This window comes from Geodermatophilus sp. SYSU D00965 (assembly GCF_054050075.1).
Map to the genome: position 1 here is coordinate 1 of NZ_JBJGYQ010000018.1, position 20,968 is coordinate 20,968.

General features: G+C 75.3%; 24 protein-coding genes, 1 tRNA gene and 1 pseudogene. 10 read left to right on the forward strand and 16 right to left on the reverse strand.

The features are described 5' to 3' along the window. Positions 1 to 80: 80 nt before the first annotated feature. Positions 81 to 863, reverse strand: a complete 783-nt coding sequence (locus tag ACI789_RS17060; protein ID WP_457010561.1) for a DUF2470 domain-containing protein — start codon at positions 861 to 863, stop codon at positions 81 to 83. Between the two features lie 235 nt (positions 864 to 1,098). Here ACI789_RS17060 and ACI789_RS17065 point away from each other — a divergent pair, with 235 nt between their 5' ends. Beyond that, a complete protein-coding gene (locus ACI789_RS17065; protein WP_457010562.1) occupies positions 1,099 to 2,700 on the forward strand; it encodes an alpha/beta hydrolase in 1,602 nt (533 codons plus the stop codon). 285 nt (positions 2,701 to 2,985) lie between these two features. Here the strand turns inward: ACI789_RS17065 and ACI789_RS17070 are convergent, their stop codons facing one another. Then, complete coding sequence (locus ACI789_RS17070) at positions 2,986 to 3,252, reverse strand: hypothetical protein (protein ID WP_457010563.1); 267 nt, start codon at positions 3,250 to 3,252, stop codon at positions 2,986 to 2,988. Between the two features lie 149 nt (positions 3,253 to 3,401). Here ACI789_RS17070 and ACI789_RS17075 point away from each other — a divergent pair, with 149 nt between their 5' ends. The 4 genes from ACI789_RS17075 (at position 3,402) to ACI789_RS17090 (ending at position 4,996) form a co-directional block, all read left to right on the forward strand. Then, positions 3,402 to 3,608, forward strand: coding sequence for a DUF5703 family protein (locus ACI789_RS17075; protein WP_135140221.1), 207 nt, complete (start codon positions 3,402 to 3,404; stop codon positions 3,606 to 3,608). Positions 3,609 to 3,660: 52 nt separating this feature from the next. Beyond that, positions 3,661 to 4,404, forward strand: coding sequence for an IclR family transcriptional regulator (locus ACI789_RS17080; protein WP_457010564.1), 744 nt, complete (start codon positions 3,661 to 3,663; stop codon positions 4,402 to 4,404). Positions 4,405 to 4,491: 87 nt separating this feature from the next. Continuing rightward, positions 4,492 to 4,875 (forward strand): metal-sulfur cluster assembly factor, encoded by a 384-nt coding sequence (locus tag ACI789_RS17085; protein WP_457010565.1) that lies wholly within the window; start codon positions 4,492 to 4,494, stop codon positions 4,873 to 4,875. Further along, a complete protein-coding gene (locus tag ACI789_RS17090) occupies positions 4,865 to 4,996 on the forward strand; it encodes a hypothetical protein (RefSeq protein WP_457010566.1) in 132 nt (43 codons plus the stop codon). The genes ACI789_RS17085 and ACI789_RS17090 overlap by 11 nt, the downstream gene beginning before the upstream one ends. 46 nt (positions 4,997 to 5,042) lie before the next feature. Here the strand turns inward: ACI789_RS17090 and ACI789_RS17095 are convergent, their stop codons facing one another. Then, a complete protein-coding gene (locus ACI789_RS17095; RefSeq protein ID WP_457010567.1) occupies positions 5,043 to 5,999 on the reverse strand; it encodes an NADPH:quinone oxidoreductase family protein in 957 nt (318 codons plus the stop codon). A gap of 118 nt (positions 6,000 to 6,117) precedes the next feature. On the opposite strand from ACI789_RS17095, the gene ACI789_RS17100 reads away from it, so the two are divergent. After that, positions 6,118 to 6,678, forward strand: coding sequence for a class I SAM-dependent methyltransferase (locus ACI789_RS17100; protein WP_457010568.1), 561 nt, complete (start codon positions 6,118 to 6,120; stop codon positions 6,676 to 6,678). A gap of 3 nt (positions 6,679 to 6,681) precedes the next feature. Here the strand turns inward: ACI789_RS17100 and ACI789_RS17105 are convergent, their stop codons facing one another. The 3 genes from ACI789_RS17105 to ACI789_RS17115 form a co-directional block, all read right to left on the reverse strand. Next, a complete protein-coding gene (locus ACI789_RS17105) occupies positions 6,682 to 7,920 on the reverse strand; it encodes a low temperature requirement protein A (protein WP_457010569.1) in 1,239 nt (412 codons plus the stop codon). A gap of 39 nt (positions 7,921 to 7,959) precedes the next feature. Then, complete coding sequence (locus tag ACI789_RS17110; protein WP_457010570.1) at positions 7,960 to 8,763, reverse strand: SDR family oxidoreductase; 804 nt, start codon at positions 8,761 to 8,763, stop codon at positions 7,960 to 7,962. A 228-nt stretch (positions 8,764 to 8,991) separates the two neighbouring features. After that, a complete protein-coding gene (locus tag ACI789_RS17115; RefSeq protein WP_457010571.1) occupies positions 8,992 to 10,320 on the reverse strand; it encodes a M20/M25/M40 family metallo-hydrolase in 1,329 nt (442 codons plus the stop codon). A gap of 86 nt (positions 10,321 to 10,406) precedes the next feature. Between ACI789_RS17115 and ACI789_RS17120 the strand changes: the two genes are divergently transcribed. Next, positions 10,407 to 10,494 (forward strand) — tRNA-Leu (locus ACI789_RS17120). 422 nt (positions 10,495 to 10,916) lie between these two features. Then, the gene (locus tag ACI789_RS17125; protein WP_457010572.1) at positions 10,917 to 11,690 is read left to right on the forward strand and encodes a hypothetical protein; all 774 of its coding nucleotides are present in this window, start codon (positions 10,917 to 10,919) and stop codon (positions 11,688 to 11,690) included. 31 nt (positions 11,691 to 11,721) lie between these two features. On the opposite strand, the gene ACI789_RS17130 is transcribed toward ACI789_RS17125, so the two are convergent. Both ACI789_RS17130 and ACI789_RS17135 read right to left on the reverse strand, forming a co-directional pair. Continuing rightward, entirely contained in the window at positions 11,722 to 11,988 is a 267-nt protein-coding gene (locus tag ACI789_RS17130) for a hypothetical protein (RefSeq protein ID WP_457010573.1), read from the reverse strand. Between the two features lie 180 nt (positions 11,989 to 12,168). After that, positions 12,169 to 12,834, reverse strand: coding sequence for a hypothetical protein (locus tag ACI789_RS17135; RefSeq protein WP_457010574.1), 666 nt, complete (start codon positions 12,832 to 12,834; stop codon positions 12,169 to 12,171). Positions 12,835 to 13,135: 301 nt separating this feature from the next. Here ACI789_RS17135 and ACI789_RS17140 point away from each other — a divergent pair, with 301 nt between their 5' ends. Beyond that, a complete protein-coding gene (locus ACI789_RS17140; protein ID WP_457010575.1) occupies positions 13,136 to 13,270 on the forward strand; it encodes a hypothetical protein in 135 nt (44 codons plus the stop codon). 44 nt (positions 13,271 to 13,314) lie between these two features. On the opposite strand, the gene ACI789_RS17145 is transcribed toward ACI789_RS17140, so the two are convergent. From ACI789_RS17145 to ACI789_RS17180, 8 genes and pseudogenes are all read right to left on the reverse strand, one after another. Further along, entirely contained in the window at positions 13,315 to 13,662 is a 348-nt protein-coding gene (locus tag ACI789_RS17145; protein WP_457010576.1) for a hypothetical protein, read from the reverse strand. A gap of 100 nt (positions 13,663 to 13,762) precedes the next feature. Further along, positions 13,763 to 15,364: a molybdopterin-dependent oxidoreductase gene (locus tag ACI789_RS17150; RefSeq protein WP_457010577.1), complete on the reverse strand. Its 1,602-nt coding sequence runs from the start codon at positions 15,362 to 15,364 to the stop codon at positions 13,763 to 13,765. 27 nt (positions 15,365 to 15,391) lie between these two features. Further along, positions 15,392 to 15,784: a hypothetical protein gene (locus ACI789_RS17155; RefSeq protein ID WP_457010578.1), complete on the reverse strand. Its 393-nt coding sequence runs from the start codon at positions 15,782 to 15,784 to the stop codon at positions 15,392 to 15,394. A 161-nt stretch (positions 15,785 to 15,945) separates the two neighbouring features. Continuing rightward, the gene (locus ACI789_RS17160) at positions 15,946 to 16,614 is read right to left on the reverse strand and encodes a hypothetical protein (RefSeq protein WP_457010579.1); all 669 of its coding nucleotides are present in this window, start codon (positions 16,612 to 16,614) and stop codon (positions 15,946 to 15,948) included. A 94-nt stretch (positions 16,615 to 16,708) separates the two neighbouring features. Beyond that, positions 16,709 to 17,092: pseudogene (locus ACI789_RS17165) on the reverse strand (NAD(P)-binding domain-containing protein); the annotation flags it as partial. Between the two features lie 56 nt (positions 17,093 to 17,148). Next, the gene (locus ACI789_RS17170; RefSeq protein ID WP_457010580.1) at positions 17,149 to 17,613 is read right to left on the reverse strand and encodes a hypothetical protein; all 465 of its coding nucleotides are present in this window, start codon (positions 17,611 to 17,613) and stop codon (positions 17,149 to 17,151) included. Between the two features lie 83 nt (positions 17,614 to 17,696). Beyond that, positions 17,697 to 19,037 (reverse strand): alpha/beta fold hydrolase, encoded by a 1,341-nt coding sequence (locus tag ACI789_RS17175; RefSeq protein ID WP_457010581.1) that lies wholly within the window; start codon positions 19,035 to 19,037, stop codon positions 17,697 to 17,699. A 106-nt stretch (positions 19,038 to 19,143) separates the two neighbouring features. Next, positions 19,144 to 19,695 carry a hypothetical protein gene (locus tag ACI789_RS17180; protein ID WP_457010582.1) on the reverse strand — a complete coding sequence of 184 codons (552 nt, stop codon included), beginning with the start codon at positions 19,693 to 19,695 and terminating at the stop codon, positions 19,144 to 19,146. A gap of 137 nt (positions 19,696 to 19,832) precedes the next feature. Between ACI789_RS17180 and ACI789_RS17185 the strand changes: the two genes are divergently transcribed. Continuing rightward, complete coding sequence (locus tag ACI789_RS17185; protein WP_457010583.1) at positions 19,833 to 20,963, forward strand: GlxA family transcriptional regulator; 1,131 nt, start codon at positions 19,833 to 19,835, stop codon at positions 20,961 to 20,963. Positions 20,964 to 20,968: the final 5 nt, after the last annotated feature.

Genomic DNA, 20,968 nt, shown 5'->3' on the forward strand with positions numbered 1-20,968 from the left:
CCCGGGCCCCCCGCCGGGCCCCCACCCCCCCGGCGGCGGGCGGCATACCCGGCCTGCCCCCCGCGACGTAACGCCTCCGCTCACCCGCGGGCTGACTGGGCGGCGCGGGCGGCGCAGAGCAGCTGGCGGGTGGCCGCCTGCAGCTGCCCCGGGCAGGTGAGCGGCCGCGGGAAGGGGATGCGCAGGTCCCGCGAGCTGGTCGGGCGCTCGATCCGCAGGCGGTAGCCGAAGCGGTCGATGCCCAGCGGCCGGACGACGTCGCGGGGGCCGAGCTCCTCGGCGGGGATGCAGCCGCGCAGCAGCGCGAGGGCCTCCGGGTGGTCGCGGTCGAGGTGCCGCAGCATCGCGGCCTCGACGCCGGCCAGCGGGTCGGGCCGGGCGGCGGCGTACTCCGGCGGGCTCACCTCGGCGCACCGCTCCCCCTCCCGCACGACCACCTCGGCGAGGTCCAGCCGCAGCAGCAGCGCCTCGCGGCCGACGTCGAGCAGGTGCTCGGCCGGGCGCACGTCGGCGAACTCCAGCGACGCGGCCCGCTGGTCGGCCCGGTGCACCGGCGTCAGCCAGCCGGAGAGCCACAGCTGGGCCCGCAGCGAGTCGCGCAGGGGCACCGGGGAGCGGTCGCTGACCATGAGCACCGTGGACCGGTCGGTCTCCTCCTCCAGGGCGCGGGCCACCTCGCCGTCGGCCGGCACGAGGACGAGCACCCGGCCCGAGGCCGTCGTGGCGTGCGCCAGCGGACGGCTGGGCGCCAGTCCGCGCACGCAGAGGGCGGCAGCGGCCCCGCAGGCGACCGTGCGGGCCCGCTCGGCCGCGTCGGCCAGCGCGGCGGGCGGGGCGGGGCTCCGGCCGGGACTCGTCGTCATGGGGCGCTCCCTCTGCGATCGACGACACGTAAGTAAGGGAAGCCTAACCAACCTTCGCGGCCGAGGGGAAGCCGACGGCGCCCGGCGTCGACCCGGGGCCGCACGGCGGCCGACCGGAACGGCCCGGTGCCGTTCTCGTGTTGCCGGGTGCCCGGCGGCGGAGTTGCATGACGGCCATCCCCGGGCGCTCCCCCGACGTCGCCCGGACGGCGTCCCTGGGGGCCCCGTGATCACGATGACCTGTCGTCGCAGCGCCGTCCTGGGCGCCCTCGTCGCCCTCGTCTCGGCCTCCGGGACCGCCGTCGCCGGCGCCGCGCCCGAGGCCGATCCGGTGCCGACCCTGACCTGGGCCGACTGCGGGACCACCCCCGAGGGCACCGCGGCCGGCGTGCAGTGCGCGACCGCGGACCTGCCCATGGACTTCGACGAGCCCGACGGCGACCGGGTGCAGATCGCCGTGGCCCGGGTGCCGGCCACCGACCCGGCGAACCGCATCGGCTCGCTGTTCCTCAACTTCGGCGGGCCGGGCGGGACGTCCGTCGACGTCCTGCAGGCCCGCGGGGCCGGCCTGTTCCCCGCGCTGAACGCCCGCTTCGACCTCGTCGGCTTCGACCCGCGCGGGGTCGGCCAGAGCACCCCCGCCATCGACTGCCGCGCGAACCAGGAGACCCAGGGCATCTACTCCGTCCCCGTCCCCACCCCGCTCGACGTCGACGCCGACGCCCTCGTGGCCAAGGCGCAGGGCTACGTCGACGCCTGCCTGGCCAACAACGGCGAGATCCTCGAGCACGTCTCCACCGCCAACGTGGCGCGCGACATGGACGCCCTCCGCGCGGCCGTGGGCGACGAGCAGCTCACCTACCTGGGCTTCTCCTACGGGACCTTCCTGGGCGCCACCTACGCCAGCCTGTTCCCCGACCGCGCGCGGGCCCTCGTGCTCGACGGCGCCCTCGACGCCGACCAGTACGTCAACGACCCGTTCAGCTCCATCGCCGCCCAGACGGCCGGGTTCGAGACCGGCCTGGCCCGCTTCGTCGAGGCGTGCGCCGCCGACCAGGTCGCCTGCTCCGGGTTCGGCGGCGCCGACCCCCGCCTCGCCTACGACGAGCTGGTCGCCGCGGCCGAGACCACGCCCATCCCGGCCGACGGGTTCGCCGCGGACCCGCGGCCGGTCACCGGCGACGACATCCGCACCGCCACCCTCTGGCTCATCTACGCCAAGCAGCTGTGGGGCCAGCTCGGCGCCGCGCTGGCCGACGCCGCCGCCGGGGACGGCTCGGCGGTCCGGGCGCTCACCGACGCCTACTACGGGCGCCGGGACGACGGGACGTTCGACCCCGGGCTGGACCGCTACTTCACCATCGGGGCCGCGGAGCAGCAGTACCCGACCGACGACCTGCAGGTCTACCTGGACCGGGGCGCCGAGTCGTGGGCGTCCTTCCCGCACTTCTGGTCCAACAGCGGCTACGCCGAGATCAGCTACGCGCTGTGGCCGGCCCGCGACGAGGACGCCTTCCTCGGTCCGTTCGACGTGCCCGAGTCCGCCGCGACCCCGCTGGTGATCGGCACCACCTACGACCCGGCCACCCCCTACGCCGGCGCCGAGGCCCTGGTGGCCGACCTGGGCAACGCCCGGCTGCTCACCATGGAGGGCGACGGGCACACCGCCTACGGCGGCAACTCCCCCTGCGTGGACGCCGCCACCGAGGCCTACCTGATCGACGGCACGCTCCCCGCCGAGGCGACGGTGTGCCGGCAGGAGGTGCCGTTCACCGCGCCGCAGCCGGTGCCCACGGGGGCGGCGGCGGCCTCCCGCGTGCTCCTCGCCGGCCCCTGAGGGCCCGCGACGCCTTTCGGCCCTGGGCACCCCGGCCGGCCTGGGCTGCGATGGGAGACGTGTCCGCGCCCGTCCACCGGGCCCTGGGACGGGCCGGGGGCCTGACCACCCCGCCCGTGCCGGGCCCGCCGCCGATCCCGCCGCCGCTGCCGGGGCCGCCTCCGCCGGCGCCGGAGCCGCCACTCCCGGTGCCCGAGCCGGGGCCGATGCCGGCGCCGCCGCCCGAGCCGGTGCCCCCGCCCGAGCCCCTGCCGCCGCCGCTGTCCGCGGCGGGGTGAGCTCAGGTCAGAGCGGGCCCTCGTCGTCGTCGACGGGGACGTCGGCCTCCTGCTCGAGCACGTCGGCGTCGTCGGCCTCGCGGTCCCCGACCGGTCGCAGCGGGCTGCCGGACTCGCCGGGCCGGGCCGCGAGCTGCTGTTCCAGGGCGTCGGCCTCGGGGACGTCCGCACCGGGCGGCGTCGCGTCCCCGGCGAGCGACACGGCCGGCGGGTCCAGCAGCGCCTCCTGCTCCGCGCGGTCGGCGTCGGGCACGTCGGTGCCGGGTTCGGTCACTGCTGGTCCTCCGTCTCGCTCGGCAGCTGCGGTCGCTCCCCATCCTGCCGTCCGGCGCAGGTCACGGCAGACCGGGTGCCCCGTCCCCGGGCGGCGGGGAGATGACGACCACGTGACCAGGAGGCGTCGGGCGGGGCACAATCGGCCGGGTGGAGGCGGTCGCCGGGGAGTACGAGTTCGCGCCGCTGCGGATCCCACCGGGCACGTCCCGGTCCGCGGCGGCGACCATGCTGAGCCTGCAGGCGGACACGGGGGGCTGGGAACTCGCCCGGCTCCAGCTGCACGCCGACGGCACGCGGAAGGCCATCCTGCGCCGCCGGGCGCGGTTGTCCTACCTGCCGAAACCACACATCTAGACGCCGGCACGCCCGCGGGCCATCGTGTGGCCCTCACCGCGAGGGGGCGGGAATGAGCGCACACCCGACGCTCATCCAGTCGGTACAGCGGGCGCTGCGGCTGCTGGAGGTCGTGGCCGAGCGGAACGGCCACGCCCGGGCCAAGGAGATCGCCCGGGCGGCCGGGCTCCCCCTGGCCACGACGTACCACCTGCTGCGCACCTGCGCGCACGAGGGCTGGCTGCAGCGGCTGGACGACGGCAGCTACGTGCTGGGGCACCGCATCGACCAGGTCCGGCAGCACGGCAGGAGCGCCCGCGGCCTGGCCCACGCCCGGCCCGCCCTGGAGTGGCTGCGCGACGAGCTGGCCGGCGCGGTGTACCTGGCCCGCTGGGAGGACGGCGAGATCGTCGTCGACGACATCGTGGACAGCCCCCGCGCCCCGCGGATCGACCTGTGGGTCGGCATCCACGACGCCGGGCACGCCACCGCGATCGGCAAGTCCGTCCTGGGGCAGCTGCCCGCCGCGGCGCGGGAGGAGTACCTGGCCCGACACCCCCTGCACGACCTGACCCCGCGCACCGTCGTCGACGCCCGGCGGCTGTGCCTGCCCCCGCCCGACCGCGTCGCGTGCGACGACGGCGAGTACGCCGTCGGGGTGAGCTGCGTGGCCGCCGCGGTCGACGCCGACGGTGCCGGCGCCGTGGGCGTGGTGGTCGGGCCGTCGGCCGTCGGGCGGCCGTCGGTGCACCGGACCCTGCTCACCGGCGCCCGCCGGGTGTCCCGCGCGCTCACCCTGGGCCGCCGGGCCGGCTGAGGGCCGGGCCGCCGCGCGGGCCGCCGAGTCGTCATCTGAAAAGCCGGCCCTGCCCCGCGGCGCACGGCCGGTCCCACGATGGCTGCCATGACGCCTCCCCCCGTGCCGGCCTGGGCGGTGGCCGCGCTGTCGGACGTCCCCGACCCGTGCTGCCGCGAGAAGGGCATCTCGGTGGTCGACCTGGGGCTGCTGCGCTCGGTCACCCAGTACGGCGGCCACGTGCGCGTCGAGCTGCTGCTGACCTCGGGCTGGTGCCCCTTCGCCGCGCGGCTGCTCACCGACGTCGAGGACGCCATCCGCGCCCGCCCGGGGGTCGCCTCCTGCGAGGTGGCGGTCGTCTGGGACGAGGCGTGGACGACCGACCGGCTGTCCCCGTCCGCCCGCCGCGCGCTGCGGTTCCTGCCCGACCCCGTCGACGTCCCCGACCGCGACGGCTACCTGGTCCTGAGGAGGTCCGACCGTGATCGGTGACGCGTTCGACTCCGACGGGACGGCGCACCCGTTCCCGTCCTCGGCGGGGAACTCCTTCGGCGTGCCCGGGCGGATGTCCGCCGCCACCACGGCGCGGCTGGGCCGGGCGCCGGCGCACTGAGCCCCGGGACGGCGGCTCCCGATCCCCCTCGCACCGCCGTCCCGGCTCAGGGCACCAGCACGACCTTGCCGACGGTGCTGCGGTCGGCGAGCTTGGCCAGCGCCCGCGGGGCCTGGTCGAGCGGGAGCACCTCGCTGACCAGGGGATCCACCTGGCCGCTCTCGACCAGCTCGGTCAGCGCCTGGTGGGTGCTGGCGATCAGCGACGGCTCCTTGGTGCGGTACAGGCCCCAGTGCAGGCCGACGACGCTGTAGTTCTTGACCAGCGCGTGGTTGGCCGGCGCCTCCGGGATCCGCCCGCTGGTGAAGCCCACGACGACCAGCCGGCCCTCGAACGCGATGCACTTGCGGGACCGGTCGAACACGTCCCCGCCGACCGGGTCGTAGACGACGTCGGCGCCGTGCCCGCCGGTGACCTCCTTGACCACCGGGACGAAGTCCTCGGCCGTGTAGTCGACGACGTGGTCGGCGCCGAGCTCGCGGCACACCTCGACCTTGCGGGCGCCGCCGGCGGTGGCGATCACCCGTGCGCCGGCGGCCTTGCCCAGCTGGATGGCGGCCGACCCGACCCCGCCGGCGCCGGCGTGCACCAGCAGCCACTCCCCCGGCTGCAGGTTCGCCCGGCGGTGCAGGCCGACGTGGCCGGTCTGGTAGGTCAGGAACAGCGCGGCGGCCTTCTCGTCGGGCATCCCCTCGGGCACCGGCCAGGCGTTGGCGGCGTCCATCAGCGCGTACTCGGCGAACGCGCCGAACCCGCCGGACGGCGAGCCGATGACCCGCTGACCGGTCTCGACGACCTCCCCGCACAGCTCGACGCCGGGGGTGAACGGCAGCGCCGGGCGCTCCTGGTACCTGCCCTGCACCACCAGGACGTCGGGGAAGTTCAGCGCGGCCGCCCGCACCCGCACCCGCAGCTGCCCCTCACCGGGGGTGGGCTGCTCGACCTCGTCGAAGGTCAGGACGTCCGAGGGCTCGCCGAGTTCGTGGACCCGCCATGCACGCATACGGGGACCTTGCCAGACCGGGGGTGACCGCGGTCACCGGAGTCGACCGGTTCGGCGTGCCGGGTGCCCCGGGCCGTGACAGGGTGCGCTGGACGCGGCCCGCTCCCCCGGAGGACCCATGATCGACCACCTCACCGACCGGCTGCGCTTCCTCCGGGCCTTCCTGGCCCACCCGCGGCAGGTCGGCGCCGTCCTGCCGACGTCGCGGGCCGCCGTCCGGGACATGCTCGACCTCGCCGACGTCCCCGGCGCCGACCTCGTCGTCGAGCTCGGGGCCGGCACCGGCGTCCAGACCGGGGAGATCCTCGCCCGGCTGGGCCCCGACGCCCGCCTGGTCTCCGTCGAGATCGACCCGGACCTGGCCCGGCTGCTCGAGGAGCGCTTCGACGACCCCCGGCTGCAGGTCGTGTGCGACTCGGCCGAGGAGCTCGACGTGCACCTGGGCGGCAAGCGGGCCGACGTCGTCGTCTCGGCGCTGCCCTACACCTCGATGCCCTCGCCGCTGCGGACCCGCGTGCTGGACCTGCTGCCGGCCGTGCTCGCGCCCGGAGGCACGGTGCTGGTCATCCAGTACTCGCCGCTGATGCTCGGCGAGCTGCGGCGCCGCTTCGGCTCGGTGCGCGGGCGCGTCTCGCCGTGGAACGTGCCGCCGGCGTTCCTGTTCGCCTGCCGGCTGTAGCGGTCAGGGGCCGGCGAGCACCCGCTCCTGGTACCGGTGGCCGAGCGTCTCGTAGCCGACGACGGTCACCCACGGCGCCAGCGCCAGCACCGCCAGGCACCAGACCAGCGCCGCGCCGGCCGCGGCCATGGCGACCGCCGCCACCACCAGCACGGCGGACCCGGCCAGCAGGAGCAGGTGGAACGGGTCGAGGGTCCGGGTCAGCTGGCCGTAGAGCGCGAACACCGACAGCACGTAGACCCCGACCGGGACGGCGACGGCCAGCACCGTGCCCAGCACGCCGAGGACGCTGGCGCCCTCGAGGAGGTACGCCGCGGCGTGCAGCCCGGCACCGACGGCGACGAGCGCGCCGAAGAGCACGATGTGGCCGTAGCCCCAGCCGAACGAGCGCTCCCGGTGGCGGGCCAGCAGCTCACCGCAGGGCAGCACGAAGTAGCTCCACCACATGCCGAAGGTCAGCGCCGTCCCGGCCAGCCCGAGGACGGCGACGTCGACCGACCAGCCGGGCCCCTCCGGTCCGACGACGGCGGCCAGCGCGACGGTCGTGCCGAGCAGCCCCTCCCCCAGCGCGATGATGACCAGCAGGCCGTAGCGCTCGGCGATGTGGTGGGCGTGCCACGGGGTGCCGCCCTCGCGCCGCTCGGCGAGCACCGGGCCGGTGACCTCGACCAGGACCAGCACCGCCGCCCACAGGAACATGACGCCGACCGACGTCTGCGCGACCAGCAGCGCGATCCAGCCGGCCTGCGCGACGAGGATCGTGGTCGCGTAGGTCAGGCAGGCGCGGCGCCGCTCGGGGGCCTGCCGGGCCGCGCGCAGCCACTGGGAGACCATGGCGACCCGCATGACCACGTAGCCGCCGACCAGCACCGCGTTGTCGACGGTGGCCCCCTCGTCGATCGAGGCGAACATCGCCGGCAGGCCGAGGGCCAGGACCAGCACGCCGAGCATCTGCACCATCGTGGCCAGGCGGAACACCCAGTCGTCGGTGTCGAAGGCCGAGGCGAACCAGGCGAAGTTGATCCACGCCCAGGAGATGGCGAACGTGGCGAAGGCGAACCCGGCCACGCCGGCGCCGACGTGGCCCTCGGCGAGCAGGTGCGCCAGCTCGTTGCCCGCGGTGCCGAAGGCGATCACGAAGGTGAGGTCGAACAGCAACTCGAGGGGGGTCGCCGTCCGGTGGTCCTCGTGCGGGTCGCGCCCGCCCATCCGGGTGCGGCGGTGGGTCCGCGCTACGGCCATGGTGCAGTCTGACGCAGATCGCGGCCGGGCCGGCGCGGCTCAGCGCATCGACGGCGGGCGCAGCGCCTCCGGGACGACGGCGGTCTCGCCGGTCGCCGTCTTCGCACTGGGCACGCCCTTGAACGCGTACGGGACGGCGCCCACGCCCGGCTGGACGACGTAGGCCGCGCCCGGCTCGCCCGAGGCCCAGGCGGCGAGCATCGCGTCGGCCACCTCGCCGGCGGAGAGCACCGGGAAGCCGGCCTTCTCGAACTCCGCGCGGAGCGGGTCGATGATCGCCGTGTCGGCGAAGCCGGGGCAGATCGCGGTGATCCGGATGCCCTGCGCGGCCAGGCGGGGGGCCATCGACCGGACGAAGGCCACCGCACCGCCCTTGGCGACGCTGTAGCCGGGGTCGGTGGCCATCGGGGAGAGCCCGGCCAGCGAGGCGGTGACCACGATCGCGCCGCCGCCGGCCCGCTGCAGCGCCGGCAGCGCCGCCTCCGTGCCGTACACGACGCCGAACAGGTCGACGTCGACGACCCGCAGGAAGCTCTCGACGTCGAACAGCGCGGCGGACTCGAACCCGGCGATGCCGGCGTTGAGGAACACCGCGTCCAGGCGGCCGTGCTCGGCCTCGACCTGCTGGACGACCGCGCGGTTGGCGGCACGGTCGGTGACGTCGAGCGGCATGAACGGGCAGCCGAGGTCGGCGGCCGCGGCACGCGCCCGCTCGCTGTCGAGGTCGGTGAGGACGGCGGTGACGCCCGCCTCGCGGAGCCGGCCGGCGAGGGCGCGACCGAAGCCGCCGGTCCCTCCGGTGATGAGCGCGACGGATCCGGGGCCGGGTGTGGTGGCGGTCACGTCGAGATCACACCACGCCGGAAGCGCACCGCGCCGGGCGCTCCGCGGGCCCACTCCCCCGACCTGCCCCGCCGCACCGCGATGCCGCCCCGCCGCACCGCGATGCCGCCCCGCCGCACCCGGCCGGCCGGCCGCGATCATGGAGTCCGGGAGGCGACACCCCGACGCGCACCGGCGTGTCGCCTCCCGGATCCCGTGATCGTCGCGGGCGGACCGGGCCGACGGCGCTCAGGCGGCGCGGAGGAACCGGTCGAGCACGCGGATGCCGAAGCGCAGCGACTCGACCGGCACCCGCTCGTCGATGCCGTGGAACAGCGAGGCGAAGTCCAGGTCCGGCGGCAGCCGCAGCGGGGAGAACCCGAAGCAGCGCATGCCCAGGCGCTCGAAGCTCTTGGCGTCGGTGCCGCCGCTCATCGTGAACGGCACCGGCCGGGCGCCGTCGTCCTCGGCCTTGAGGGCGGTGACCATCTGCTCGACGAGGGGGCCGTCGAACGTCGTCTCCACGGCCTGGTCGTGGACGATCCAGTCCCGCTGGACGCCCTCACCGACGAGGGCGGCGAGCTGGCGCTCGAACTCCTCCTCCTGCCCGTAGAGGAAGCGGCCGTCGACGGTGGCGGCGGCGGTGCCGGGGATGACGTTGGCCTTGTAGCCGGCGTCGAGCATCGTGGGGTTGACCGTGTTGCGCAGGGCCGCCCCGATCATCCGGCTGATGCTGCCGAGGCGGGCGAGCGCCTGCTCGGGCTGGTCGGGGTCGATCTCGATGCCGTAGGCGTCCTCGACGGCGGCGAGGAACTGGCGCATCGGCGGGGTCAGCACGGTCGGGAAGCGGTGCGCGCCGAGCCGGGCCACGGCCGCGCACAGGCGGGTGACGGCGTTGTCGTCGTGGACGAACGAGCCGTGGCCGGGCTTGCCGCCGGCGGTCAGCCGCATCCAGGCCAGGCCCTTCTCCGCCGTCTGCACCAGGTAGAGGCGCAGGTCGTCGCGGACGGTGATGCTGAAGCCGCCCACCTCGCTGATCGCCTCGGTGCAACCCTCGAACAGGTCGGGGTGCTCCTCGACGAGGAACCGCGCGCCCAGCCGGCCGCCGGCCTCCTCGTCGGCGACGTAGGCCAGCACGATGTCGCGCGGGGGCACGACGCCGGTGCGCGCCCAGTCGCGGACCAGCGCCAGCACCATCGCGTCCATGTCCTTCATGTCGACCGCGCCGCGACCCCAGACGTAGCCGTCGCGCTCCTCACCGGAGAACGGGTGCACGCTCCACTCGGCGGGGTCGGCGGGGACGACGTCGAGGTGGCCGTGCACGAGCAGCGCGGGCCGGCTGCGGTCGGCGCCCGGGATGCGGGCCACCAGGCTGGCCCGGCCCGGCTCCGACTCGTGGACGACGCTGCCGATCCCGACCTCGTCGAGCTTGCCGGCGACCCACTCGGCCGCCGTCCGCTCGCCCTTGCCGGTGGCGGTGTCGCCGGTGTTGGTCGTGTCGATGCGGATCAGCTCGGACAGCAGTCCGGCGACCTCGGCCTGGGCTCGGGCGAGGGGGACGGCGGTGGGCTCCGACATGCCGACGATCGTGCCACCGGGGGTGTGCCGACCCCCCGGGCGGCTCGGTTATGCTGACTGCGGTCGTTCGCGAGGGCGGCTCACCTGTCCGGGTGGCGGAATGGCAGACGCGCTAGCTTGAGGTGCTAGTGCCCTTTATCGGGCGTGGGGGTTCAAGTCCCCCCTCGGACACCACGAAGTGGGCTGCTGCCCACCTTCCAGGCCTGAACCAGGTTCCTCTCGATCCACACACGGTCACCGTCCCGGGCGACCCAGGCAGGGCAACCATCCCGCCGGACCCGGCCGAGCGTCGTCCCGATCCCCCGGCCGACCAGGTCTCCGACGCCGCCGTCGTCCGGCGGCTGTTGGCCGCTACTGCCCAAGCCGGGTCACCCGGGACGGGTAGGTCCATGCCGAACCCCGCTCCCCCGGCCCACCCGGCCGCCCGCCGGCGCGCCGGCGAGAACTCCCCCCGTCCTGGCACCCGCCCCACCCCGCGCCCCGGGACCGGTGGGGGCACGAGCACGAACTCGTCGCCGGCCGCCGGACGGCCGGCGTCCCCCGCCCTGACCGGTGTGCCGTCCTCGTGGACGGGCCTCGGGCCGCTGCTTGAACGCGTGGGCGAGCGGGCCCCCGCCGATGCACTCACCCTGGCCGCCGTCGCCGCCGGCGCCGGCAGCGTCGACGGCCGGCCCCAGGTGGACCTGTCCGGCATCTGGGCTCAGTCGGCCGACATGGCCGCCGCCCGCAGCACCACGCTGATGCGCACCTTGGACGGCAAGGGGCGGCTGCAGCTGCCGGTCGACTCCGATGCCGCCACCAGGCTCCCCGCCGAGCGTGACGGCGCACTGGTCACCGTGTACCTGCCCGGCAGCACCGAGCAGCCTCGTCCCAACTACGCCACCAACGCCCTGCCGCTGGACGCTCGCGGCCGGCTCACCGTCACCGCCGGCGTGCGCCGGGAGGCCGGCATCCCCGATGGCGCCGACGTCCTCGCGGTCCTCGATCCCGACCGCCGCACCGTCACCCTCACGGCGGCCAGCTGCGTCGACGCCGGCGTCACCGGCCTGTTCGACGGTCTCCGGCGCCCCGCCGCGGCCGCCTTCGGTGAGACCGCCCGCGCCGAAGACGCCGTCATCCGGCAGGCCACCAGGACGGATGCCGGCATCGCCTCGGATCGCGCCGTTCCGAGCAGAGCAGCGGCCAGCCACGCCCCCAGCACCTGCGCTGGCATGGGGAATGTCGGTAGACCGCGGTGTTCGCCCCAGACCTCCACTGCACGGAGGCACTTCTCGTACGTTTCGACGCTCGATGCGGCCAGGCGCGGGCCGGCCATGTACCGCGTCAACCGCTCGTTCAGCGCGACCAGGTCCACCCGCTCGGGGATGTAGACGTTCGACGGCCGCCAGCCGGGCCGCTTGGTCACCGCGTGCTCCCGTCGACCAGTTCGCGGAGACGCTGCAGCTGGCGGGCGGTCAGCGGGGTGTGTCGGTCGGCGGCGTAGAGATCCACCGAGCTGGGGTCACGCGGCAGGTCCATCGCCCAGCACCAGTCACTGAACTCGGCCCAGACCGCGCCACCTCGACGTTCGTCGACAGCACGTTGGTCGCCCAGATCGGCCAACAGGTTCAGGATCTGCGCCTCGGCAGCCTCGTCCGGCGCGGCGTGGTTCCTCTCGTTCTCGCTCATGCCGGGCGACCGTCCGCAGCCAGCTGCCGGGCGCACGGGTCTTGCCCACGACGGGCTTCATGCGCCTCAGCAGGGCTACCGCCAGGGAGAGGGGCACCCGAGGGGCCTGGAAGAGCCGGCCGTGCCTCGCCTCCCGTCGTCAGGGGCGACGACTGGCCCGGAGAGTGATGCGTCGCCTGATCAACGGGGCTGGCAGCCGTCCTTGAACCCACCACCGTGGTGCTCGGCAGCTGCCTTCGCGTCGCTAGCGCACGTCGGCAAGTCCGGCAGGTGCCACCAGGGTCCAGTCGGGTCGGCACTCCGCGCACGCGCCGATTCCCCGTCGTGCTGCTCCGTGTGGCGCATGAGGAGCTGGCGCCGGGCGACCGCAGCGAACGCCCCAGACAGCGCCCTCTCGTGCTGCGCCGCGTCCTGCATCTGTTCACACATCTGGCGCCAGTTCAGAGCGGCTTCGACAGCGCGGGCTACCGCCACATCCAGCTCATCGTCGTTGGCGAGGAAGCCAAGTCGTTCGAGGATGTCGGCGGTGGCGCCCCACTTCGTGTGCACCCAGGCGAGCTCGTCTGCGAGCAGCCAGAGGACATAGGCGCGGTGAAGTGCGAGCTGCCCGGCGTCCTCCAACTCGTCGGTGTCGGCAAGGGCAGCCGGGTGGACGGGCATTCCCACGTCGATCAGCAGCCTGCGGTCACGGAGCACCTCATAGTCCGCGCCGGCCGCCGTGAGTGCGAGCCTTTCGCCGGCGTGATTCGCAGCGTCCAGCAAGCAGCCTTCACACACCCAAGGCAGGATCGGCGAGCGCGCCCCTCCGCAGGACGCACACACCAGTGGTTCTTCGTTCAGCGCCACGAGTCCTCCTCGCTCCGCGCGCCGCTCATCGGCCCGCTCTGGCGCGGACGGTCCATGCCCGACGGCAGTGCGCAATGGGCGGTTGTCGGCGAGCGTCACCTCTGCGCCACGCGAGGGTGTGATTGCGGCAGCGCCCGTCGGGAGCTCTGCGGCGGCGAGGGTCAGCTTTGCGGCCGTGAGCCTGGCTTTGCGGTCATCCGCTGCCGGGCCGGGTACGGCGGGGCCCGACCGTCAGCCCGCCGGCGGCACGTGCGCGGGATCCGGTTCGGCCCGGCCTGCGGGGGCGAGGCCGGTCCTGCGGATGCAACTGGATCGCGATCAGCGCGACGTCGTCGCCGGGGTTGGTCGGCAACGTCAGCGCGAGCACCTCGTCACACAGGTCGTCGAGGTCGCGGCCGGCCAGCTCGCCGAGGACGGTCTGCAACCGGTCCGGTGATCGCCGACATGCCCGTCGCCGCCGAAGGGCATGTCGGCCAGGGCTCAGCGGACGGCGCGAATGCGCTCGGCGAGGCTCTCGGCGTCCTCGTCACCGAGCAGAACCGAGGCCAGTTCGTGACCGGTGAGAGTGAAGCGGACGCCGGGCTGGTCGCGGCGGGCGACGACGAACTCGGCACCCTCCCTCGCCCGCCAGGTGCCGATCTTGGCCCGGCCGGGCAGTGCCAGTCCGGGCGCGCGCAGTCCGCGGACGGCACCCAGCGCGTCGGGGACGACCTCTACGCCGGTGATCGCGGACAGCGGGATACGGAGGTCGCCGTGCAACGCGGCGACCTTCTCGGCGGTGGTGAGCTCGATGACGAGTTCCTGGGCGGTCAGGGACACGGTGCTCATGGCGACGCCTTTCTCGAGGTGGGGACAGGGTCGACAGCCGGAGCTGCCGGTGGCGTGAGCCGGTGAGACCCTCCGGCGCACGGCATTACTGGTCGGGGGGTCAGCGGGTTGGGCTGGCGGTCTGCCCGCTGCGCTTTCGTGGCCACCACGCGGCGACGCTGCGCGCCGCCCAGCTCACGCGGGTGATGCCCGCGCCGGCCAGCCGACGCAGCGCGGGGCCGGCCGGGCTGCCGCCGACGTGGACGGTGACGATGTGGATGCCGCGCACGCCATGGGGGAACGGCGTGGCGGCGGCGTCCTCCTGCCAGTGACCGGCGGTGGTGCGGCAGCGGACCCGCAGCCGGTGCTCGCCCGGGGTGGCCGACCATGTGGCCGCCCAGGGCCGCCAGGCGTCCGGGCCGAGGTCGATGCCGAGCGCCGCGTCGGTCCACTCGCCGCCGTCGATCTGCAGCTGCACTCGGTCGACGCCCACCGGCGGTGCCCAGGCGTAGCCGCGGACGGTGACCTCGCCCGGCTCCAGGTGGCCGTGGCTGCCGGGGGTGTCGATGCGGGAGGCCGGGTGCACCGGGTAGGTGCCGTCGGCCCAGCCCCGGGCGCCCCAGTACGACAGCGGCGGGCTGGAGGTGACGGTGAGCCGCCGCAGCCACTTGAGGTTGCCGTCCTGCCCGTGCCGGCCGGCGACGAGCAGCCGCGCGGGGCTGCCGTGCTCGCGGGGCAGCGGTTGGCCGGCCATGCCGACGGCGAGGAACCCATGGGCGCGGGCGGCCGCCAGCGGCAGCACGTTGGTGTAGCCGTCGACGGCCTCGGCGACCAGCCAGCCGTCGTCGGCGTGGACGCCGGCCCGGTCGAGAAGGTCGGCCAGGCCGATGCCAGTCCAGCGGGCGCAGCCCATCCGGGCGCCGCCGACCGGGTTGTGCACGCAGACCATCAGCAGGTCACGCTCCTCCAGCGGCAGCGCGAGGACCTCGGCCAAGGTGAGTGACAGCGGCCGCTTCACCTCGCCGTCCACGTCGAGTCGCCAGGCGCCCAGGTCGGTGCGCGGTTCGGGGACGGTGACGTCGATGACGACCAGCCCCCCGGGCTCGGCCAGCAGCGGCGCGACGCCCCGCTGTGCGGCGGCGTCGGCGGCGGACACCGGCCGCAGCGGCCGGACGGGGGCGGGCAAGGCCACCTGGTCGCGCAGCGCGGCGGCGCCCCGACGGCGCGCCCGCCGGTCGGCGGCCACGACCGCGCCCGTGCCCGCCGCGGCGGCGGCCAGCACCGCCGGCGGTGGTACCGGCAGCGGGGCGACCGCAGCCGCGGCGGTGAGCATGCCGGCGACCGCGGCAGCGGCGGTGTCCCGCGTCGAGGCGTCGCCGCGGCGCAGCGCCAGGTAGCCGCCGACGGCGTGCGGAGCAGCGGCCACGGCGGCACCGAGCAGCGGGCGGCGACCGGCCACGGCGCCGCCAGCGGCGGCGGCGAGGCCGCTGGCACCGGCCGCGAGCACGGCCAGGCCCAGCTTGTCGGCCCGGCCGACGAGGGCGACACCGCCGTCGACAAGCATCGCCGGGGCGGCATCGACCAGGCCACGGGCCAGGCCGGAGGACGGCGAGCGGCCACGGCGGGTGACGGAGGCGGCGATCTCACCGGCCGCGGCGGCCAGCAAGCCGGCGAGCAGGCCGGTCGGCGCGGGACGCGGACCAGGGGCGGGGTGGGCGGTCATCGAGGGCTCCTCGGGTGCGCGGGTCGGTCAGGGCGTGAGCAGGGGCGAGCCGGCGGGGTGGGGTCCGGCCGGTGGGAGCGGGTGTGCGGCCATCACCAGCGCCACCGCGAGGACCGTGCTCACCGGTGCCCACAGCACCAGCCCGGCCGGGGACAGCCAGCCCGGCACGGCCGACGCGGCGAACATGGCGGCCGGAGTCCCGATGACCACGAGCACGGCTGCGCCTCGCCAGGCGCGGCGGCGGAGCCAGCCGACGGCGGCCAGCGCCCACCCGGCGACGACTCCGAGCGCGGTGGCCCAGGTGTCGACGGCGAGCAGTTGCCACCCGGCCTCGAGGCCGGCCATGGTGGCCACCAGCGGCAGCAGCGTGGCGGTGAACCGGAGAAGGAACGCCCGGACCGCCGCGGAGGTGGGCGGCATCGGCGAGGGCTCCCCCTGATCCGGCGGCGGCCACGTCCCCCGCGACGTTGTCGCGGGAGGGCGGTCGGCGGTGACCAGGCGCTGCGTCGCGGTGAACATCGCTGTCTCCTGCGGCTGGACGTCGGTGGGCTGAGGTCGACGCTAGAAACGCGGCTCCCGCGTCACGCCGGGAAGACCGCCGGGGTTGCCGCCACGGCGCCAGCCCCGGTGCGCTGCTGCGCCTCGGCGGCGTCGGCGGTCAGCCGGGCGGCCAGCGCCTCGGCGTCGGCGCCGACGAAGCCGAGCAGGGCCGAGCCGCGGCAGGTCTGCCAGGGCAGGCCGAGGAAGTGCAGGCCGGGCACATTGGTCGTCCCGCCGGTGTGGTGGACCTGGCCGTCGACGACGACGCCGGGCACGTGCAGCCAGGAGTAGTCGGGCCGGTAGCCGGTGGCCCACACGACGGCGTCGACGCCGACGGTGGTGCCGTCGGCGAAGGTGGCGGTGCGGCCGGCGAGGCCGGTCAGCCGCGGCCGGAAGTCGATGCCGCGGCGGCGCAGGGTGCGGGTGCGGGTGCCGATGACGAGGTCACCGCGGGCGCGCAGCCGGCGGGCGATGCGGGTGTGCGCGGGCACGGTGAAGAACCCGGAGCGGGTCAGCCAGAAGAACAGGTCCCGGCCGGCGATGCGCTGGGGCAGCTCGGTCGGCCGGGTGCCGACCGCGACGGTGACCGGCTGGGTGGCGGCCAACTCGGCGGCGATCTGCAGGCCGGAGTTGGCCGCACCGACGACGAGCACCCGGCCGCCGCCGGGCAGCTGTGTCGGGTTGCGGTAGCCGGCGCTGTGCAGCTGCACGACCCCCGGGTCCAGCCGATCGCTGAGGGCGGGGATGTGGGGGGGTCTGGAAGGGGCCGGTGGCGACGACGACCTGCCGGGCGCGCACTGTGCCGGACGGGGTGGTGGCCGAGAACGTGCCGTCGGCGGCTCGGTGCAGCCGGAGAACTGGCGAGTTCAGCCGCACCGGCAGGTTGAAGCGCTGGGCGTAGGCCTGGAGATAGTCCGCGACGTCGTCCTTCGTCGGGTGGTAGCTGCCACCCGGTGCCGGGAACGGCAGTCCCGGCAGCGAGTCGTACTCGGCGGGGCTGAACAGCCGCAGCGAGTCCCAGCGGGACCGCCACGAGGAGCCGATCTCGGGTGCGGCGTCGACCAGCAGGAAGTTCGCCCCACCGGCGGCGAGGTGGTGGCCAAGGGCGAGGCCGGCCTGGCCGGCGCCGACGACGAGCACGTCGAGGGCCTCGGAGCCGCCGGCGGACACGGGCATGAGCGGGGACATGGGATCTCCAGCGGAGGTGGGAACGAACGGGAAGCGAGCCGGCGGGGTGACGTCGGTCAGAGGAGGCCGACGGTGAGCAGCGCGGTGGCGAGCAGGAGGTCGGCGACCAGGCAGGTCTCGGCGTACCAACGGGGCACCACCCGGTCGATGCGGTGGTGAATGACGTCCCAGGCGGCGTGCGCCAGCCAGCCGGCGGCAAGCACGTACCGGGCGGCGGCCGGGTCAGCGGCGACCGCCGCCATCGCCACCGCGCCGAAGCCGAGCACCGCCGCGGTCTGCGCCGTCAGCAGCCGCCGGTTGGCGAAGTCGCCCCGGACGGTGCCCCAGGTCAGGTAGATGACCGCAGCCAGCAGCACGCACCAGGCGCTGATCCAGGCGTGCACCTGGTCGGGCAGCGGCGCCAGGGCGGTGAGGCTGGCGGCGACCGCCGCGATACCGACTCCGGTGGGCCAGCGGCGGGCCAGGACGCCGCTGAGACTCCTGGGGCCTGTCGCGGGCTTCGTGTTCACCGCGGTGGTCATGAGCGGGCTCCTCGGTCCGAAGTGGGGTGCAGCTCGGACGCTAGGAACCGGTGCTCGGCCTCACGCCGGGAGAACCGCCAGGTTCACCGCAGGGGCGTGCCGGCGCGCGCGGCTCGCACGACGTCGTCCACTGCCTGAGCCGAATCGGCGGCGCCGCGCTCCTCGTCCAGCAGAGCGGCGTGCCCGGCGGCTGAGTGCCGGTGGGCGCTGTTGGTCGAGAGTGCGGCCATGCGTTCCTGCGCGGCGAGCCAGGCCGGATCGTCCTCGTTCCCGGCGGCGGTGAGCACCACCAGCGGCGTGTCGCCGAGGGTGGTCAGCGCGCGGGCCTGCGTGAGCAGGGTGGGCAGGGTGGCGACCTCGTCGCGGACGTTGCGCCAGCCGCGGGGGCTGGAGTTGAACATCCGGACCTGCTCGGCGGCCGGCTCTGGAAGGGCGGACCAGGCCGCGGCGGGCAGCAGACGTCCGATCCCGAGGCGGGCGAGGCTGGGCAGGACCGCCATCGCCTCGGGTGGGCCGCCGCCGACGCGGTAGGGGTCGGTGGCGTCCAGCAGGACCATGCCGGCGACCTGCTGGGGGTAGCGGGCGGCGTAGGTCATCGCGTGGTCGCCACCGATGGAGTGCCCGACGAGCACGTAGGGACCTTGCTCGCCGGCGCGTTCGAGGAGGGTGTGCAGGTCGGCGGCGGCCTGGTGGCCGTCCTGCGGCTGCGGTGCGTCCTCGCTCCATCCCTGCCCGGCGCGGTCGTAGGCGCAGACCCGGGCGCTGCGCGCGACGGCAGGGGCGACGCGGGCCCAGTTGGCCGACGTCGCCTGCAGCCCGTTGAACAGCACCACGGTCGGTCCGCCGGAGCCGGTGCAGTCCAGGTGCAACCGGTGGCCGCCGACGTCGTAGGTCTGCCCGGGCATCGTGGCACCGGGGTCGTCGGAGGCCAGCCCGACGGTCTCCGCAGCGCCGCCGACCGCCGCGGCGGCGATGACCACCACGACGGGGTAGAGCAGCCAGCGGCCGCTGCCGGCGGCCAGGGCGCGGCGGACTCTGACGCCCATCCAGACGGCCAGCGCCAGCAGCACCGGTGGCCACACCCATCCGGCGGCGGTCAGCCCGGAGTCGCCGGGGGCGAGGAGCAGGAGCCCGAGCCCCGTCGCGGCGGAGCCGGCGGCCGGCACCATCGCCCACCGTTGTGGCTGGCTGGTCAGCCGCGTCGACAACGCGGCCAGCAGCGCCCAGCCGGTGGCGAACCCGAGCAGCGCCGACCCGGTGATCACATGCTCGGGCGCGCCGGCGAACACGACCATCGGGAGCACGGAGGCGAGTAGGCCTCCGGTCAGCAGTGCTGCGGCGATGATCCGGCGGATGGGGCCGGTCTGGGACGGGGGTCCGGCGGTGGCCCCCGTGGCTTCGGCGGTCGAGGCGGGAGCGGACATGGGTGGGATCTCCTGATCGGGTGCGGTCGGGGTGCGACCGACCGTTGACGGTGCTCGCCTGTTCGACCGGGCATCTGCGCCAGGTCTGTCGCGGCAGCGGCCGCGGTCAGATCGGGAATGATCCCGTGGTCAGCGCGGCGGCGATAAGGGCGGCGGCGACCCAGTCGACGGTCGCGCAGAACGGCGGCCACCAGCGGGTGCCGGCCACGAAGCCGGTGCGGTGCTGCCACAGATCCTTGACGCCGTGTCCGGCCAGCCCGGCGACGATCAGCCAGGCCGATCCGGGTTCGGCGGCGGCGGCAGCAACGACGAAGACCGACGCGACGACCGTCTCGACGACCAGCACGTGCCGGCGCCCGTCGGCCACGGCGAAGCCGACGTAGACCGCCGCTATGAGGGTGAGGCCGAGGGCGTAGACGGTCGCCGGCTCCAGCCAGAAGAAGGCCAGCGGCGAAGCCGCCTGCAGGACTCCGAAGAGGACGCCCCAGATCAGTGGTGCACGCAGATGACGGCCGGCTCTGCTGCGCGGGTCACCGGTCGTCAGGCCGAGACCGCTGCGTCGGCTCAGCGCTCGGACGTCGTGTCCGGCCGGCCGCAGCCGGCTGACGGTGGGCGCGCCGAGGGTGCCCGTGGCTCCGGTGATCAGCGTGGTCGTCATGGATGCTCTCCTGTCCTCACCCAGTCGGGCCAGGCAGCCGGCGATGTGGGCACGAGACGACGATGAGGTCCGGAGCCGCCGCGGCGCCAGGACGCGGTCTTGACGATTCCGGCCATGCCGAGCCGTACAGTGCGGGGGTGGCTGCCCTCGACGTCGCGGTCGTCACGTTCCCGTCGGCGCAGATCCTGGACGTGACCGGCCCGCTCGAGGTCTTCTCCAGCGCCACGCACCTGCTGCCTTCGGCGGAGTACCGCAGCCAGGTGGTGAGTACGTCGGGCGGCCCGGTGCTGGCCAGCTCGGGGCTGTCGTTCAGCACCACCGCGCTCGCCGAGGTCGTGGAGCCGGTCGACACGCTCGTGGTCGCCGGCGGGCGGGACATGGACCAGGCGCGCGCGGACGAGGAGCTGCTGGCCCACGTGCGGCGGCTGGCAGGCAGCGCCCGACGGGTCACCTCGGTCTGCTCGGGGGCCTTCGTCCTCGCGGCCGCCGGGCTGCTGGACGGGCGGCGGGCCACCACCCACTGGGCGGAGTGCCAGCTGCTGGCGACCGCGCACCCCGAGGTGTCGGTCGACGGCGATGCGATCTACGTGCGCGACGGCGACGTCTGGACCTCCGCCGGGGTGACGGCGGGCATCGACCTGGCGCTGGCCCTCGTCGCCGACGACCACGGCGCCCGGGCGGCGGCGGCGGTCGCCCGGCACCTGGTGGTCTACCTGCGGCGGTCCGGCGGGCAGGCGCAGTTCTCCACACTGCTCGCCGCCCAGGCAGCGGAGAGTGAACCGGTGCGGGAGCTGCTGGCGTGGCTGCCCGACCACCTCACCGCAGACCTGTCGGTGCCCGCCCTGGCCCGCCGCGTGCACCTGTCCGAGCGGCAGTTCAGCCGGGTGTTCAAGGCGGAAGTCGGCGTGACGCCGAGCGAGCACGTGGAGCGGTTGCGGCTCGAGGCGGCCTGCCAACTCCTCGAGACCACCAGCCACGCTGTCGACCACATCGCTCGCGTCTGCGGCTTCGCAGCGCCGGAGACCATGAATCGTGCGTTCCGTCGTCGGTTGAACACCACCCCGGGGGACCACCGCCAGCACTTCAGCCACGTCGCGGGGGCAGTAGCCGCCCACCGCGCCGGCGACGTCGGCCTCTGGCCGCGCACAGGCGATCGCCGGCATGCCGTGCGCCGGCCGCGGCGACCGGCACCATGGCCGCCACTCACGCCAGGAGCAGGGCGATCTCCCGGGGACCCATCCGAACCCGGGCCAGCGGTGTCACGCTGAGACAA